12 protein-coding genes are annotated in these 15686 nt (G+C 62.0%); 4 read left to right on the plus strand and 8 right to left on the minus strand.

What is annotated here, in order from left to right; all coding sequences use genetic code 11:
* Positions 1–14 precede the first annotated feature (14 nt).
* Positions 15–2537 carry a hypothetical protein gene (locus tag RHE_RS27965; RefSeq protein ID WP_086005050.1) on the minus strand — a complete coding sequence of 841 codons (2523 nt, stop codon included), beginning with the start codon at positions 2535–2537 and terminating at the stop codon, positions 15–17.
* Positions 2538–2728: 191 nt separating this feature from the next.
* Between RHE_RS27965 and RHE_RS27970 the strand changes: the two genes are divergently transcribed.
* Positions 2729–4012: an ABC transporter substrate-binding protein gene (locus tag RHE_RS27970; RefSeq protein ID WP_011428604.1), complete on the plus strand. Its 1284-nt coding sequence runs from the start codon at positions 2729–2731 to the stop codon at positions 4010–4012.
* 277 nt (positions 4013–4289) lie between these two features.
* Positions 4290–5552: a DUF3422 domain-containing protein gene (locus RHE_RS27975; RefSeq protein WP_011428605.1), complete on the plus strand. Its 1263-nt coding sequence runs from the start codon at positions 4290–4292 to the stop codon at positions 5550–5552.
* 55 nt (positions 5553–5607) lie between these two features.
* Here the strand turns inward: RHE_RS27975 and RHE_RS27980 are convergent, their stop codons facing one another.
* From RHE_RS27980 to RHE_RS28005, 6 genes are all read right to left on the minus strand, one after another.
* Positions 5608–7752 (minus strand): methyl-accepting chemotaxis protein, encoded by a 2145-nt coding sequence (locus tag RHE_RS27980; protein ID WP_011428606.1) that lies wholly within the window; start codon positions 7750–7752, stop codon positions 5608–5610.
* A 16-nt stretch (positions 7753–7768) separates the two neighbouring features.
* Positions 7769–8698 carry a substrate-binding domain-containing protein gene (locus tag RHE_RS27985; RefSeq protein ID WP_011428607.1) on the minus strand — a complete coding sequence of 310 codons (930 nt, stop codon included), beginning with the start codon at positions 8696–8698 and terminating at the stop codon, positions 7769–7771.
* A 170-nt stretch (positions 8699–8868) separates the two neighbouring features.
* Positions 8869–9753 carry a carbohydrate ABC transporter permease gene (locus tag RHE_RS27990; RefSeq protein WP_011428608.1) on the minus strand — a complete coding sequence of 295 codons (885 nt, stop codon included), beginning with the start codon at positions 9751–9753 and terminating at the stop codon, positions 8869–8871.
* Complete coding sequence (locus RHE_RS27995) at positions 9743–10669, minus strand: carbohydrate ABC transporter permease (protein WP_011428609.1); 927 nt, start codon at positions 10667–10669, stop codon at positions 9743–9745. The genes RHE_RS27990 and RHE_RS27995 overlap by 11 nt, the downstream gene beginning before the upstream one ends.
* Positions 10670–10706: 37 nt before the next feature.
* A complete protein-coding gene (locus RHE_RS28000) occupies positions 10707–11930 on the minus strand; it encodes an ABC transporter substrate-binding protein (protein WP_011428610.1) in 1224 nt (407 codons plus the stop codon).
* 49 nt (positions 11931–11979) lie between these two features.
* Positions 11980–13278: an alpha-L-fucosidase gene (locus RHE_RS28005; RefSeq protein WP_011428611.1), complete on the minus strand. Its 1299-nt coding sequence runs from the start codon at positions 13276–13278 to the stop codon at positions 11980–11982.
* Between the two features lie 208 nt (positions 13279–13486).
* On the opposite strand from RHE_RS28005, the gene RHE_RS28010 reads away from it, so the two are divergent.
* Positions 13487–14494, plus strand: a complete 1008-nt coding sequence (locus RHE_RS28010; RefSeq protein ID WP_011428612.1) for a LacI family DNA-binding transcriptional regulator — start codon at positions 13487–13489, stop codon at positions 14492–14494.
* A 2-nt stretch (positions 14495–14496) separates the two neighbouring features.
* Here the strand turns inward: RHE_RS28010 and RHE_RS35170 are convergent, their stop codons facing one another.
* On the minus strand, positions 14497–14769 hold the full coding sequence (locus RHE_RS35170; RefSeq protein WP_042119998.1) for a hypothetical protein: 273 nt from the start codon (positions 14767–14769) through the stop codon (positions 14497–14499).
* Positions 14770–14852: 83 nt separating this feature from the next.
* Here RHE_RS35170 and RHE_RS28020 point away from each other — a divergent pair, with 83 nt between their 5' ends.
* On the plus strand, positions 14853–15581 hold the full coding sequence (locus RHE_RS28020) for a FadR/GntR family transcriptional regulator (RefSeq protein WP_020919624.1): 729 nt from the start codon (positions 14853–14855) through the stop codon (positions 15579–15581).
* Positions 15582–15686: the final 105 nt, after the last annotated feature.

Genomic DNA, 15686 nt, shown 5'->3' on the forward strand with positions numbered 1-15686 from the left:
GAAATCCTATATTCTCAGGAGTAAAACGGCCCGTCAGCGGCGGCTTGGGACGCGGCGCTGTCGTGGGTGAGGATGGGGTGCGGCTGATCATGGGTGAACGGCCGTGGCTTGCCGGCGATCGAAAGACCGTCGGCATAAGAGAGGGAGATCTCAAGACCGCCGGGCGGCGTCAGGGAAAGACGCCGAAGCACAGGATCGAAGGCAACCGTTGTCTGGCACAGGCGTTCGAGAAAGGCCTTGAAGGCATCGTCATTGCCGCATCCGACGATGGCCGCCCAACCGCAGAGCGACCCGCAGGACCGCGCCTCGCGGCCGGCGGTCGGCCCATCGGTTATCAGTTTCAGGCCGTTAGACGCCCAAAGAGCGGCAAATCCCCTGCCCGACCGGGCGATCAACCATCTGTCTTCGACGATGAGATCGTCGAGGCCGTCGCGGCCGATATAGGCATGCGTCCAGGCATGCCGTGCGTCGCCCGTGTCCTCGATCAGCAGGGCGACATCGCGGTGCTGGGCGACGCGCGGCAGGATGCCGTTTCCGGCCCAGTAGGACGGTCTTTGGTTGCCCCACGGATCGTCTTCGCCGGGATGATTAACCCACAGCCTCGCCATCGGATGGCCGGCGAGCCGGATATCCAGAACGTGCTGCTGATGCCCCTTCCGGCCGGTCTTGTGGTCGACGACCGTCGAAAGCTGCGCAGCCTCGTTCTTGAAGAGCACGAGCTTTCCGCTCTCCAGCCCCTGACTGTAGCGGGCCTCGACGCTTCTTCCCCGCGACAGCGAAGCAAGCTCGGCGAGATCGGCCGGCGGCTCATAGTCACCGGCGCAGAACATGGTCAGCGCCGCCACGCCATTGTTGAGCCAGCCGGTGCCAAAGGCGACCTGGGCGAAGGGCGCAAGTTCGGTCAGCGGGCCGGCGCGCAGTTCCTTGTCGTAGGCGCGCCCCTGCGACCCCGCCGGAACGCCGGCAAGCGTATGAAGGGCGATCATACGGAAGATGAGATCGATCTGGCGCCGGGCACGATCGGCGATCCCGCTCTCCGCCCAGCGCTCCAGCGCCATTAGGCCGATGAAATCGATCGGGTAATAGGCGGCCGAGTTCCACTCCGCCAGACCATGGGCCTCAACGCTGTCGAACCAGCGCCCGAGGCGCTCGACGGCAAGTTCCGCCTGCTGCCGTCCCGTGCGGCCCGAGGCTGAGAACACCTCGTCGGGCAAAAGAAGCCCGGCCAAAAGCTGGCTGGTATGGAAGCAGAGCACATGGTTCTCGCTCCAGAACCACATCGCGTCATTGCCCGGCTCGTCGACCCAGTAGCGATAGGAGAGAACGGATTGGCGGATGCGCTCGACCGTGGCCTTGGGCATGCGGTCGCCATGGGCGCCGAGCAGCCACAGGAGCGGCACCATGATGAAATCCGAGCAATCCTCGCGCGCATCGATGGAGGCGAGCGTCGCATCGACGATGCGGTCGAAGCTCTCCTGGTCGTCGTAGCCAGTTTCCATCATGGCAATCAGGCGGCCGGCGCGGTTGGCGCCGAAGCGAGCGCTGTATTCCAACGCCTGCCGCTTGCGGGCGGCAAGCGATGCCTCTGCCGGCAATGGCGAGATGCTGCTCATGAAGGCGGCGTCGATGACGCGGGTGACCGAGCCCGGCCCGGAGCCGATCGTCATGCGGATGCCGTGATAACCGTCCGCAATGGCGCAGACATCGACGGCCGTCAGCCGGTTCTGACCGGCGTGCAGGGTCAGTTTCGCATGGGCGAGAACCGGTCGCTCGTGGCCATGGCCGACCACTTTGAGCTCCACCGGCAGGTCGCGCTCCGGCGCCGTATCGAAGATGATCTCCGGCGGCTGGTTGACGAACACGTCGCGGGCGGGGCGCACGCCTCGCGAAAGCGCTTCCAGCTCCCTCACCTCATCCTGATCGAGCGATACCGGCAGCAGCACGCAGAGCGGCTCCTCGTCCAGCATTTCGAGTTCGAAGAACCAGGTCGTGTCGCGCTCGGCAAGATCTTCGGTATGGACGAGAATCTCGTTGTCGCCCGCTTCGAGCGGCAGCCTTATCTCGGTTCCGCTCTCGAGGTTGCGCCTGAAGGGTTCGAAGCGCACCGCCTCCTGGCCGTTGACCCATATGCGAACGCCGCCGCACGTCTTGAGCGCGAGGTTGAGCGTGCGCGAGGCTTCCGTTCTGAAGGTGCCCTTCAGCCATCGCCTGACATGCGTCGGAACATGCCAGAAGCTGGTGAATTCGACGCGGCGATTCGAACCCGGAAGATAGAGGCTCTCGCTCGGCCAGGCTTTATCGGGGACAAGCTCGCGCCCCACCATTGTCGACCAAAAGGCCTTGCGGCAAGGCAGGTCGCCGACGTCGACGAAGCCGTTGATGAACCGATAGTTGACGCGGTCCTCGGCAGGCGCCGGCTCGCCGGGAAAATAGCTGGCAATGAGGCCGGAAACCGCCCACGCGGTGATCGTCTGCCCCCGCGCCACGCTGTAGGCGGGCGCCATGCCGTCCGGTTGCTTGATGCGTTCCGCGTTCACAGACTGCCTCCTCCGCAATCGCATGAAAATCTTTTCATTCGCTATGTAATGAGCGTTATTCTCGAAAACTGCTCAAAAACATCTCTATTGCCTCACAAAATAACTTGACGAGACGAATGTCAAGTATATGAAATTGGTCTATCGATGGCCAAGGCCGCGATTGATGAAAATGTTTTCATGGGAGGATGAAAATGAAAGGGTATCTATCAGGGGCTTTCGCACTGGCGTTGGCGACTGTTTCCCTCGCTTGGTCCAGCACCGCCATGGCGGAAACCAAGACGATCACCTTCTTGTTCACCGATGACGATCAAGCCTACGTCGAGCGGATGGAAGCGCTGAGCAAGGAATTCGAAACGGCGCATCCGGACGTCAAAGTCAACTTCGTCTCTTCGGGCTATGATGCAGTCGCCAAGCAGCTGCCGGTACAGCTTGCTGTCGGCGAGGGTCCCGACATTGCCAAGATCACCGATTGGCAGCTTGCGCCCTATTATCTCGACATGCGCCCCTACATGAAGGACCCGGACGGCTTCGCCAAGCTGCACGGCGACAGCCTGAACACGCTTCGCTTCCCCGGCGTCAACGATCCGAACTCGATCAACGGCTATATTGCCTCGCAGACCTTCAACCTGCCCTTCGTTAACAAGACGCTCTTCGAACAGGCAAACGAACCGCTTCCGAAGCCGACCGCCACGCTGAAGGAGATCGTCGAGGCCTCCGCCCGCGTCGCCAAGGCGACCGGCGCCCAGATCCCCTTCACGATGGACCGCTCGGGCCATCGCTTCTCGGGTGCTGCCTTCTCCTACGGCGCGAACTACGTCAAGGACGGCAAGTTCTTCTTCCCGGACGATGCAGCCAAGCGCTACATTACGGATCTCTATAACTGGACGAAGGACGGCTCTTTCCCGAAGGAAATGTGGGGTGCGGCCGGCGGAACCCAGTACAAAAACATGGGCGACGAGTTCGTCAACGGCAATGTCGTGACCTATCTCGCCGGCAACTGGATGGTCAATCCGTTCCAGAAGAAGATCGCCGACTCCTTCGATTGGACCGCTATCAGCGCGCCTTGCGGCGATGCCGGCTGCTACGCAATGCCGGGCGGCACCGCGATCGTCGGCTTCAAGCGCACCAAATATCCCGAAGCCGTCGCCGCGTTCATCGAGTTCCTCGGCTCTGAAAAGGTCCAGCGCGAAATCGCCGAAAATTACGTCATCCTGACCGGCGCTGACATCAAGGACCCGCAATACAAGCTCGAGAGCAAGAACGCCAAAGACGCCATGGCCGTCTTCCTCGGAAGCCGCAACAGCGTGCCGCAGGCGGCCCGTGACCTCGAACGTCTCAAGGGATCCTCGGCCGTGTACCAGCTGATCGTCCAGCGGATGAGCCAGCTGATCGTCGGTGAACTTTCCCTCGACGACACCTTCAAGGCCATGAGCGCCGACGTCGACAAGATCAACGGGGCGCTTGCCGCCAAGTAATCTGGTCACGCCTTCCCGCAGAATGTGCGCACGCATCAGCCACGGCCTCGCAACGGGTCGTGGCTGATCCATTTCGGCAAGGAGGCTTCCGATAAGCTGAGCAACGGCGGGCAAGCCGGTGCGGCAGATTCGCGCTGATAGACAGGACGGTTCAGCGGCGTCGTGACACGAGCTTTGCGAGAGGCTATAGGCGTTATCGGCTGGCGGGCTCGCCGGTGTCAGGCTCAACTTACGAACGTCGACCAACCGGCGGTCCAGTCCATTGAGGTGCCTCTCCATGCCACTCGGCTCCGAGCATCCGCTGCGAAGGGAACTTCACAACGAGCTCCATGCGCGCCCGTCGCTTTACTTCGATGGCGACACCGACGTCTGGCACATCGCCATCATCGGCGACAATGCCCCTCCTTCACTGCCCGGTTCCCTGCCGGGATTGGAAGATGTCACCACGACCGGCGAGGGCAACCACGGCATCGGCCGCGTCGGTGACGCCCGGTTGAAATGGGAAGCCCATACCGAGTTCCTTACCCTCACCTTCGTCGTGCCGGCATCGGCAGAACCGGGCAGCCAGCCACCGGAAGCCTTTCAGGCGTGCTGCCGCCAGATCGGCGGCAAGACCATAGCAGCGGTGCGCATGCTGGTGCGCGATGAAAAAGACGGGCGTCCCCTCGAAAAACCGAAGCTCGACTATGTCGCCTCGCGAGTCGGCGGGGGCGATGCGGAGGTGCATTCAAACTTCCGTCTGACGGACAGCGGCTTCGTGGAATTCCTGTTCTTCAACCGCAACCTCAATGCCTATCGCACCGGCCGCATGGTCAGGCGTTTCCTGGAGATCGAAACATATCGGATGATGGCGCTGCTTGCCATGCCGATGGCACGCGAGACTGTCTCAAAGCTTTCCACCTTCGATCAGCGCCTCGACCTCCTGATCAGTCATATGCAGAGTGCGGTTAAAGTGGACAAGGCGCTGTTATCCGAGGTGACGAGGCTCTCCTCCGATGTGCTCAACTTCTCGGCACTCGCCCGCCACCGCTTCGGCGCCACGAAAGCCTATGCCGAGATCGTGGCGAGCAGGCTGTCGGAGCTTCGGGAAGAACGGGTCGAGCAACGACAAAGGCTCGGTACGTTCATCGACCGACGCTTCCAACCCGCTGTGCGCTCGGTCTATGCCGCCGAGCGCCGCCTCGACGAACTCGCCGAACGCGTGAGCCTCGCCGGCGACCTCCTTCGGACCACTGTCCAGGTCCAGCTCGAAGATCAGAACGCCTCACTGCTGACCTCAATGGAAGAGCGGGCGCGCGTCCAGGTGCATATTCAGCAGGCGGTCGAAGGCTTCTCCGTCATCGCCATCACCTACTACACCATCGGCCTGGCGAAGATCTGCCTCGAAAGCATCTCCGCACTGGGTGTCGATCCGCATATGACGAAACTCGCCGTTCTCGGTGCCATCCCGCTGGTCCTCTTCGCCGTCTGGACCGCGGTCCGCCACGTTCGCCGAAGCATCGCCGGCGCGCCGCACAGTCCGGCGGCCGGAGGCCATTGACGCGACCGCCGCCCTTTGAAGGCGGCGGCGTTCTCTTGGCTGCGTTAGCAGGACGTTACGACGCCATCGCGTAGTGGCGGTGGTTCGATGCCCGGCCGTTGCCTGTCTTGAAGCGCCGCAGCAGCTCGGCGAGGCTCTCGGTTTCCTGCGTCAGGCTCTGGGCGGCGGCCGTGGTTTCCTCGACCATCGCGGCGTTCTGCTGCGTTACCTTGTCCATCTGGTCGCCGGCGGCCGAGACCTCGCGCAGGCTGGCCGCCTGCTCGCGGGCGGCGACGGCGATGTCGGCGACGGTCGCGTTCATAGCCGTGACCTGCTCGACGATCTGTTCGAGCGAGAGACCGGATTCACCCACCAGCTCAACGCCGGTCTTGACCTGTGCCGAGGAGGTGGAAATCAGTTCCTTGATCTCCCGTGCCGCATTGGCCGAGCGCTGAGCGAGCTCGCGAACTTCCTGGGCGACGACGGCGAAGCCCTTGCCGGCCTCGCCGGCACGCGCCGCCTCGACACCGGCATTCAGCGCCAGCAGGTTGGTCTGGAAGGCGATCTCGTCGATGACGCTGATAATGTTGCCGATCTTCGACGAGGAGTTCTGGATTTCCGTCATCGCGGCGATGGCTCGCGAGACGATCTCGCCGCCCTTTTCCGCATTGGTGCGGGCCGTCGCCACCACGGCCTGGGCGCGGCCGGCGCCCTCCGCCGTTCCGTTGACGCCGCGGGTGACGTCGCCCAGCGCCGCGACAGTTTCCTCAAGCGAAGCCGCCTGCTGCTCGGTACGGCGGGCGAGATCGTTGGAGGCGGTCGAGATTTCCGCAAGGCCGGAGCGGATGGTCGTGACCGCACGGATGACGGAGTCGATCGCTTCCTCGAGACTTGCGACCGAGCTGTTGAAGTGATCGCGGATCCTGACGTAACGATGGTCGACTTCGCCGACGCGCACGGAGAGATCACCCTTCGAGAGCGCATCGAGACCGAGCGAGATTTGGCGGAAGGCATGCTCCATCACCTGCGCGTCGGAAAGCCGCTCGGCTTCCTGGCGCAGCCGCTCTTCTTCGGCGGCAAGGCGGGCGCGCTCGGCATTGGCTTCGGCGATCAGCTTGGCGCGTCCGGTTTCCTGGAAAACCTTCAGCGAGCGCGCCATGGCGCCGAGTTCGTGCCGGTGCTCGACGCCGGTGATGACGATGGCGTCGTCGCCGCGGGCAAGCTGCTCCATGGAATGCGCCATGCCGCGCACCGCCGAGGAAATCAGCCGGCCGACGAAATAGGAGAGCACCAGGCCGATGACGATCAGCAGACCGCTGATGACGAGCGTCGTGCTGGTCGCAGAAGCAACCGTTGCTTCCACCGAACCGTCGAGCGTCTTCTGCGCGCCGGTCACCGTCGCCTGCAGATCCCTGAACTCCCCAGCGATCTTCGGTGCGAGCACATTAAGCTGGGTCTGCCGGATATTGCCGGAGGCCTGCAGCAACTCCTTCATGTCGCCTAGGCGGGCAGTGTAGTTCTGCATCAGCTGGCCGGCGCCCATCAGGCGCTTCTTCTGCAGTTCGTTCTTGGCAGCCTTGGCGGCGGCATCATTGAGCGCCACCGCTTCGGCAAGTGCTGTCTGCGCCGTATCGTAAGCGGCGAAATCGTCGGAATGCACGAAGCGTTCGGAGAAATAGAGGCTGCGGTTGAGGGCTTCCAGCGTCTCGGCCGTCATGTGCAGAAGGGCGACGTCGTTCTGGCGCCAGGCGCTGCGCATGACGTCGTTGAGCGCGATGCTGGTCCAGGGACCGAATTCGGTGACCTTGGAGATCAGCAGGTCGCGACGGGCCTGGAGCGAGACGATCTGCTCAAAAGCCTTGCCATAGGCGGCGATATCCTGGCGGATCGTCGCCAGGCCAGACTGCAGGTCCTTGTTGCCGGCAAAGCGCGGATCGTCCGCTTCGAAGGCTTTGACGCCGGCGCGGAAACTGTCAACCACGGCCTGGGTCGGCGTGGAGCGGAAGGCTTCGACCGACATTTGGATCTCGTGCAGCTGGTCACTGTAGTCCGAGATGGCGAGGCTCTGGCCGGCCGTGGCGCGGTAGGAGGCGAAGATCGAAGCGAGCCCGTTCATGCCGGAGATCGCGCTGACGGTCAGCAGGCTCATCAGCAGGATCAGCGGCACGAAGCCTGCGGTGATCTGCGCGCGAATGCCGAATTTATTCCAGAAATGCAACATCATAGGCCTCTTATGCTCACTGGCTCTTCGGCAGGTATTGGGCAATGTTCTGAGGGGTGACGAGTTCGAAGGGAACGTTGTTTTCGCGCGGCACCTTCTCCTTGTTGACGAGCTTGACGGCCGCGTCGACTGCCGCCGCCCCCTGCCCGACGGCGCTCTGGAGAATGGTGACATCAAGATCGCCGGCCGTCATCGCAGCGAGCGCATCATCAGTCGCGTCGACGCCGGCGACGACGACGTCCTTCATCGGGATGCCGGCCTTCTTCATGGCGCGGATCGCGCCAAGCGCCATCTCGTCATTGTTGGCGATAACGGCATCGAATTTGACGCCGGCCGAAAGCCATTCCTGCATCTGCAGGTCGGCATAATCGCGCGACCAATAGGCCGCCTGCCGCTCGACGATTTCAAGGCCCTTACACTCGGGCGTGGCGATGACATCGGAGATGTCCTGGGTGCGGGCGCGGGCGGCCGCGTGGAAGGGTTCGCCCATCAGCACGGCGACACGGCCCTTGCCCGTGAGCAGAGCGCAGACCTGCTTTGTCTCCAGCGTGCCGGATTCCTTCTCGTTGGAGGCGACCACCACCTGGTTTTCGGGAAGATCCAGAAGATTGGATGGGACGTTATTGATGTAAACCAGCGGAATGCCGGCATCCGCCGCCATCTTGGTCATCTGCGGCCCGAGATCGCCATCGGAAACGGCCAGGATGATGGCATCGACCTTGTCGGCAATCAGCTTCTGAACCTGCTTCTTCTGCAGCTCGTTGTCGCCCTTCGCGTTTTCGGTGACGAGCTTGAGGCCTGATATTGTCTGCCCGTGGTTGACGACGCCGTTCAGCAGCGCCGTTCTGAATTTATCGAGATCGGACATTGAGACGCCGATCGTCTGCGCATTCGCGACAGTGACCGACATCGCCAAGGCGATGGATGCAAGCGTGGCGGTTTTCATGAATTCCCCTGCGCAATTCGGATAGAATGGCGTTATTTCAAATCTTGGTTAAATTTTACTTTTTGTGCGAAAGCGAGAACTAACGCAGGGGATGGAAAGCAGCCGCACGCGGCTGACTCGAAACAGTTCAAGTCGGACTCGATAATACAGCATCAAGTCTTTGTTCTTATTCAGCGTCCACCAAATCCGGAGCCGACGGTTATCCCCTTGTAGATCACCCTTTGGAGCACGATCGCGAGAATGACGCCCGGCACCATGGATATTGTCGCGCCGGCCATGATGTAGTTCCAGGAGGTGCCCTGCTGCGTCTGGAACAGAGTGAGCCCGAGCGGCAGCGTGGCTTTGTCAAGGCCGCTGGTGGCGATCAGGGGCCAGAGGAAACTTTTCCACTGCGCGATGAAAGTGAAGAGCGAGAGCAGGCCGATTGCCGGCATGGCAAGCGGTACGATGACGGTGATAAGGATGCGTAGGCGCGACGCCCCGTCCATCATCGCCGCCTCGTCGAGATCCTTGGGAATGCCGAGGATGAACTGCCGCAGCAAGAAGGTGCCGAAGGAAGAGAAGGCGACCGGCAGGATCATGCCGTGATAGGTGTTGATCCAGCCGAGCTTGCTGACGAGGAGGAAGAGCGGGATGACCAGCATCACCTGCGGGATCATCAGCGTGCTGAGATAGGTGAGCAGCACCCCTTCCCGTCCGGGAAACCGCAGGCGGGCAAAAGCATAGGCCGAGAGGCAGGAAATCACGAGCACGACCGCCGTCACGCCGCAGGCGACGATGAAGGAATTCATCAGGAAGGCGCCGAAGGGCAGCGAAACCAGCGCCTCGACGAAATTGCCCCACTGATATTCCTCAGGCAGAATGCGCACCGGCACGGTCAACACTTCGGTATTGGAGCGCACCGCATTCGACACCATCCAGAAGAACGGAAAGAGGAAGAGCAGCGCGACCAGCGAAAGGCCGGCATAGCTGAAGAAGGTGCCGATGCGCCGCAGGATGCGGCGCCGACCTGCAGAGACGGAATGCGAATGCCGCAAGGTCGGGTCAGTCGTCATAATGCACCCATTTGCGCTGCATGTGGAACTGCAGGATGGTGAGGCCCATGATCATGACGAACATCACCCAGGCGAGCGCCGAGGCATAGCCCATCTGGAAATTGGTGAAGCCCTTCTGATAGATGGCAAAGCCGAGTGTCGCGGTCGCCGAGCCTGGGCCGCCGCGGGTCATGGCGAAAATCTCGTCGAAAACCTGCAGCGACGTGATGGCCGTCATGACGGTGGCGAAGAAGACCGTCGGCGAGATGAGCGGCAGCCGGATGCGCCAGAAGCGCCGCCAGGGCCCTGCCCCATCGATCATCGCCGCCTCGAGATAGTGCTTCGGTACCAGGTCGAGCGCGGCGTTGAACATCACGACGTTGTAGCCGACATTGGCCCAGAGCGTGACGAGCACGACCGCCTGCATGGCCCAGCTCGAACTCAGCAGGAAATTCGGCAGGCCGAGGCCGAGCCAGCGGATGACGTTGTCGGCGAGCCCGCCCGGCGTGAAGATCAGCAGCCACACCACGGAGGCTGCGATCGTCGGGGTAAAGGTCGGCAGAAAGAAGATCACCCGGAAGATCGCCTTGCAGCGCTTGAGACTCGATATCCATACCGCCAGCGTCAGCGAGACAATGATGTTCAGTGCCAAATATTCCACGGCGAAAAACAGCGTATTTCCGAGGACGGTGTAGAAAGCGGGATCAACGGCGAAGAGCTTGATATAATTTTGAAAGCCGACGAAGGACGGCGTCTTCAGCAGCTGCCAGTTGGTGAAGGACAGTGCCAGCGACGCCAGGATCGGCAGCGCCATGAAGATCATGAAGCCGAGGAAACTCGGCAGCAGGAACAGCATGGCCGTCTGCGTTTCCGGCTTCAGGAGGCGCCGTGGCTGACCGGTCTGCAGGGTAATTTCGGCAACGGCGCTTTCCGACATGTTTTCCTCCATAGGCGGCAACTTGTGCCGCCGCGCTCTATTGCTGCGCGAGGCTCTGGATCGACTCCATCGTCTGCTTGGCGTCGGCGCTGCCGCCGAAGGCCGGCGGGAAATACTGGTTGAAAAGGTTTTCCACCGCCGCCCAATTGTTGGTGATCACATAGGGCACCGAATGCGCCAAAGAATAATCGAGCGCCTCGCCGCCATTGGTGATGTCCTTGGCCGCCACCTTGTACCAGGAGGATTGCGAGGCCGAGCGGGCCGGCAGCGCGCGCCCTTGCTCGGCGAGGTATTGCAGTGCCTCCGGACTGGTCAGCACCTGGATCGCTTTCCAGGCGGCATCCTTGTTCTTGCTCGTCGTGGCAATGCCGAAGCCGGAGCCCGCCGTAACCGCGGCAAGGTCCTTGTCGTCTTCGCGCGGCAGGGTGGTGAGGCCGATCTTGAACTTCGCCTTGTCCTTCATGCCGATGATCGACCAGGGACCATCGACATACATAGCGACATTGCCCGAATTGAACCGGCCCTGGATGAATGTGCCGACATCGGCGCTCGACGGCACCAGCGGCGCGATCTTATCCTTGGCGGCAAAGCCGATCACCCTGTCGGCGGCGGCAATGGCGCTGGGATTGGTAAGGTCGAGCTCGCCGGCATCGTTGACATATTTATCACCCCAAGCCGCCGCCAGGACGGAATAGTTCTGCGGAGTGATGCCGAAGCCGTACTTGCCGTCTTTCGTCAGCTTCTTGGCGACGTCGGAAAATTCCGCGAGCGTCCAGCCCGGCTTCGGCAGCGGAATGCCCGCAGCTTCAAGCGCATCGCGGTTATAATAGACGACCCAAGGACCAACGTCATAGGGTAGACCATAAAGCTGCTTATCGACCGACATGCCGCCGATGATCGATGGCGTAAAAGCGCCGACGTCGAACTTATCGGCCGCGATCCGGTCATTCAGCGGCTCGAGCAGCGAATAGAAATTCGGCATGCGCAGCGACTGCATGGAAACAATGTCGGCGAGCTGGCCCGACGCCGCCAGCACGGGCAGACGGGTCCAGTAATCGACCCAGCCCGTCGTCGTCAGCGTCACTTTGATATCGGGGTATTTGGCATTCACCATGTCGGCCAGGTGCTGCCAGCCCTTGGTATCGGCCTCGGAACCGGTCCACATCTGCCAGGTCAGGTTGATCTGCTCGGCCGATGCTGTTGTGGCAAAGAGGCTGCCGCCGACTGCGGCAAGCAAAAGCGTTTTCTTCAGAACCTTCATGGGTTTCTCCTCCCTCCATGACGCAATGAACACGCGAATGCGACCGAGTTCACGCCTTGAGGACGATCTCGATCACCGGGACAGTGACATCAGGTCGCCGGACCGGCAGTTCGAGCGTGATCATGCCCTCCGGCACCATCACGCCGATATTGGAATCCACGTCCTTCGTCTGGCTGAGCCAGCGCACTTCGCTGGCATCGTGCAGGAACTGGGCATAGGCGATCCTGTCGGCGAGGCCCTCGATATGGATGTGGCGGTAAGGCCAGTTGTAGACATGCAGATAGAGGCGGTTGCCACGTTGGGTGTAGCGGCAGCCGGCCGGCACGGGAAATTCGGACGGACCGGCGCCATAGATCGAGCGCCCATTGACCTCCATCCAGTTCTGGTAGACCTCGAGCGCGGCGATGGCGCGGGCGTCGAAGGTGCCGCGGCCAGTGGGGCCGACATTCATCAGGAGGTTGCCGCCGAGCGCGACGGAATCGATCAGCAGCTGGATGATCTGCTCCGGGCTCTTCCAGCTGTCCTCGTCGCGGTGATAGCCCCATGAGCCGCTAAAGGTGTGGCAGGCTTCCCAGAGCACACCCTGACTGGCGATGGCGGGTGCCACGCGCGGCGTATACTGCTCAGGCGTCGTCACGTCGGGCAGCTTGCCCGGCGGCAGGTCGAGGCGGTTGTTGACGATGATTTCGGGCTGCAGCTGGCGAACAAGTTCGAGCAGCCGCTCGCTTTCCCAATCGGCGCGGCCCTTGCCTGGCAGGCCGCGATATTCGCGGCCGGGATAGCTGAAATCGAACCAAATGATGTCGATGCGACCGAAGCCGGTCAGAAGCTCGCGCACCTGCTCGCGCATATAGGCGGCATAATTGGCGATGTTGCGACCGGCATTCAGCGCCGCGGCCTCGGGGTGGTTGCGCAAGGGGTGGTGAACGTCGATCGGGAAATCGGGGTGATGCCAGTCGAGCAGCGAATAGTAGAAGCCGATCTTCAGCCCCTCGGCGCGAAACGCTTCGACCAGCGGCGTCAGCAGATCCTTGCCGCAGGGCGTGTTCGGCGCTTTATAGTCCGTCACCTTGCTGTCCCAGAGGCAGAAGCCTTCGTGGTGCTTGGTCGTCACCACGACGTATTTCATGCCGGCACGCCGCGCGCGGCGCGCCCAGGCCTTGGGATCGTAGAGATCGGGATCGAAATTCTCGAAATAGCGCTGGTAGTGGTCGTCGTTCAGCTCTTCGCGGTTCTTCAACCACTCATGCCGGGCTCCCAAAGCATAAAGGCCCCAATGGATGAACATGCCAAGGCGATCATGGCTGAACCAGGCGTGCTTGCCCGGCTGGCGTTCCGAAATTGTCACAGGTTTCTCCTCCCTGTTTCCCGGCTCGATATCATATCGAACCGGTTCGGTGGCTGATCATCTTGCTTGACTCCGCGCCTGTCAAGTCGAAATTCGAAAATCGGAAGACCCAGCGTCGATGACGCAGATTCTGGCCTGTCAAAGGGGACAAGTTGCACAGACGAAGGAAATCTGCCAAAAGGAAAGCCTTAGAACCGGTTCGATGGACATGACGACCATAAGAGATGTCGCGCGCCTTGCGGGAGTTTCAATCTCGACCGTCTCGCTTGCGCTCAACAGCCCGAAGCGGGTGGGCGCCGAGACGCTGGACCGCATTCAGCAGGCGATCAAATCGACCGGCTACCGCATCGATCCGGTGGCCCAGACGCTGGCGCGCGGGCGCAGCTCGCTCGTCGGTTTCGTGTCCGCCAATCTCGGCAACATGTTCTTCGGCGACATCCGCCGCGAGATCGAGCACCAGGCGCTCGATCATGGCTATTTCGTCCTGATCGCCGACTCTTCCGGCAGGGCCGATCTCGAACGGGCGCTGTTGGAGCGAATGGAAGCCCAGAAGATCGCCGGCATCGCGCTGGCGACCAACGGCCACGGCGAGGAATACGCCGCGTTCCTGCGCGACTTCAAGACGCCGATCGTGATGTTCGACCAGAAGGTGGAAGGTGCCGAGCGCGATTTTGTCGGCTCCGACAATCCGCTGACGACGACCATCCTGACCGAGCACCTGCTGCAGCTCGGCCACCGGCGCATCGCCTTCATCTCCGGCCCAAGCGGCCTGCACACCGCCGACGAGCGTCTGAAGGGCTTCATCGATACGATGGCCGCCGCCGGCGTCGATGTCGATCCCTCGCTGGTCACCGAGGGCGGCTATACCAGGACCGGCGGCCATACGCAGGCGATGCGGCTGCTCACCCTCCGCGACAGGCCGACCGCCATCATCGGCGCCAACAACATGATGGGGCTCGCGACGCTGCAGGTGATGCAGGAAATGGGCTTCCGCTGCCCTGAGGACGTATCGCTGGCAATGGTCGACGATGTGCCCTGGAGCAACGTCATCACGCCGCGCATAACCATGGTGGTGCAGGATGCCCAGAAGCTCGGCGAACTGGCGGCGCAGCGGCTGCTGGCAAGAATCTCAAGCCCCGAAGCCGCCGCCGAGCCGCCGCGGGATTTCATTCTGACGCCGAGATTCGTGCGGGGGGAGTCGACCAAGCGGCTGTGATTCTATTGCGAAGGCAGCGAGATCGGCTTCTCGCCATCGAGGCTATCGGCCCAGGCCTGCACAAACCGGTGATTGACAGTATTACCCCCATCAACGTCCGCCAGCGCCTCGATCGTCAAGCGCCGACGCTCGGCCTTCTGCGAAAACTGAACGTGTGAGGCCAGCCCCTTAGCTTCCATCGAAATCCCCATCCAACCATTCGCGCGACTAACTCTTGCGGTATCCAGCGAAGAAGCCTCGGCGAACCCGCATTGAAATGAAGACAGATTTGTCATACATGTGTGATGAATCGTAGATTTACGAATGCCGCACTAACGGCATCCGGATCAAAGCCGATGCGGGGGGGGGAAGCATGGCTATGCAGGGGAAGGATCGCGGCAGGGGCTCGGGGTCACTGGTCTCACGGGTCGGCGAAAGCCTTCGGCAAGCCATTTTGAGCGGCCAGTATGCCGCCGGCGACAAGCTTCCGAGCGAGCATGAACTGACCGAAACGCACAGCGTCAGCCGAACCGTGGTGCGCGAGGCGGTCGCCGCGCTGCGGTCCGACGGGTTGGTCGAGGTGCGCCAGGGTGCCGGAATTTTCGTGATCAGCCCCGACCCGGCGCTGTCGGGCCGGAAGGTCGACAAGGCCCGCGTCGCTTCCGATCTCGAAGTGCTCGAAATCCGCACCCCCGTCGAAATCGAGGCAGCGGGACTTGCCGCGCTCCGCCGTTCACCGGCGCAGGAAGAGGCGATCTTCGAATGCCATCGGAAAATCCTCCATTGCATCGAGACGGACCAATCCATCCGCGAGGCGGATCTGGAACTCCATGTCGCCATCGCCGAGGCGACGAACAATCCGCTGTTCAAGCACTTCCTGGAATCCCAGGGCTCGGCGATCATCCCGCAGTCGCGGCTCGTCCCGGAAACCCGAACCGTCGAGCAGACCGCCTACCGCAAGCTGATCCATCGCGAACATGAAACGATCATCGTCGCGATCTCTGACAGGGACGATCAGGCCGCGCGCAACGCCATGCGCGAGCATCTGGTCGGCAGCCAGGCGCGATATCGCAACCTGCTGAAGGATCTGCGCAGCTTTACAAGCTGAGGCCGGCGGGAAGCGCCGCAAGCCCATCCGGCAGCAGCAAGCGAATCTGCTGGCCGATTGCGTCATCACGTCTATTGTAGGGCTGCTGCGCGCCCGGTCCGCATG

The sequence above is a fragment of the Rhizobium etli CFN 42 genome (assembly GCF_000092045.1).
In the GTDB taxonomy this organism is placed as follows: domain Bacteria; phylum Pseudomonadota; class Alphaproteobacteria; order Rhizobiales; family Rhizobiaceae; genus Rhizobium; species Rhizobium etli.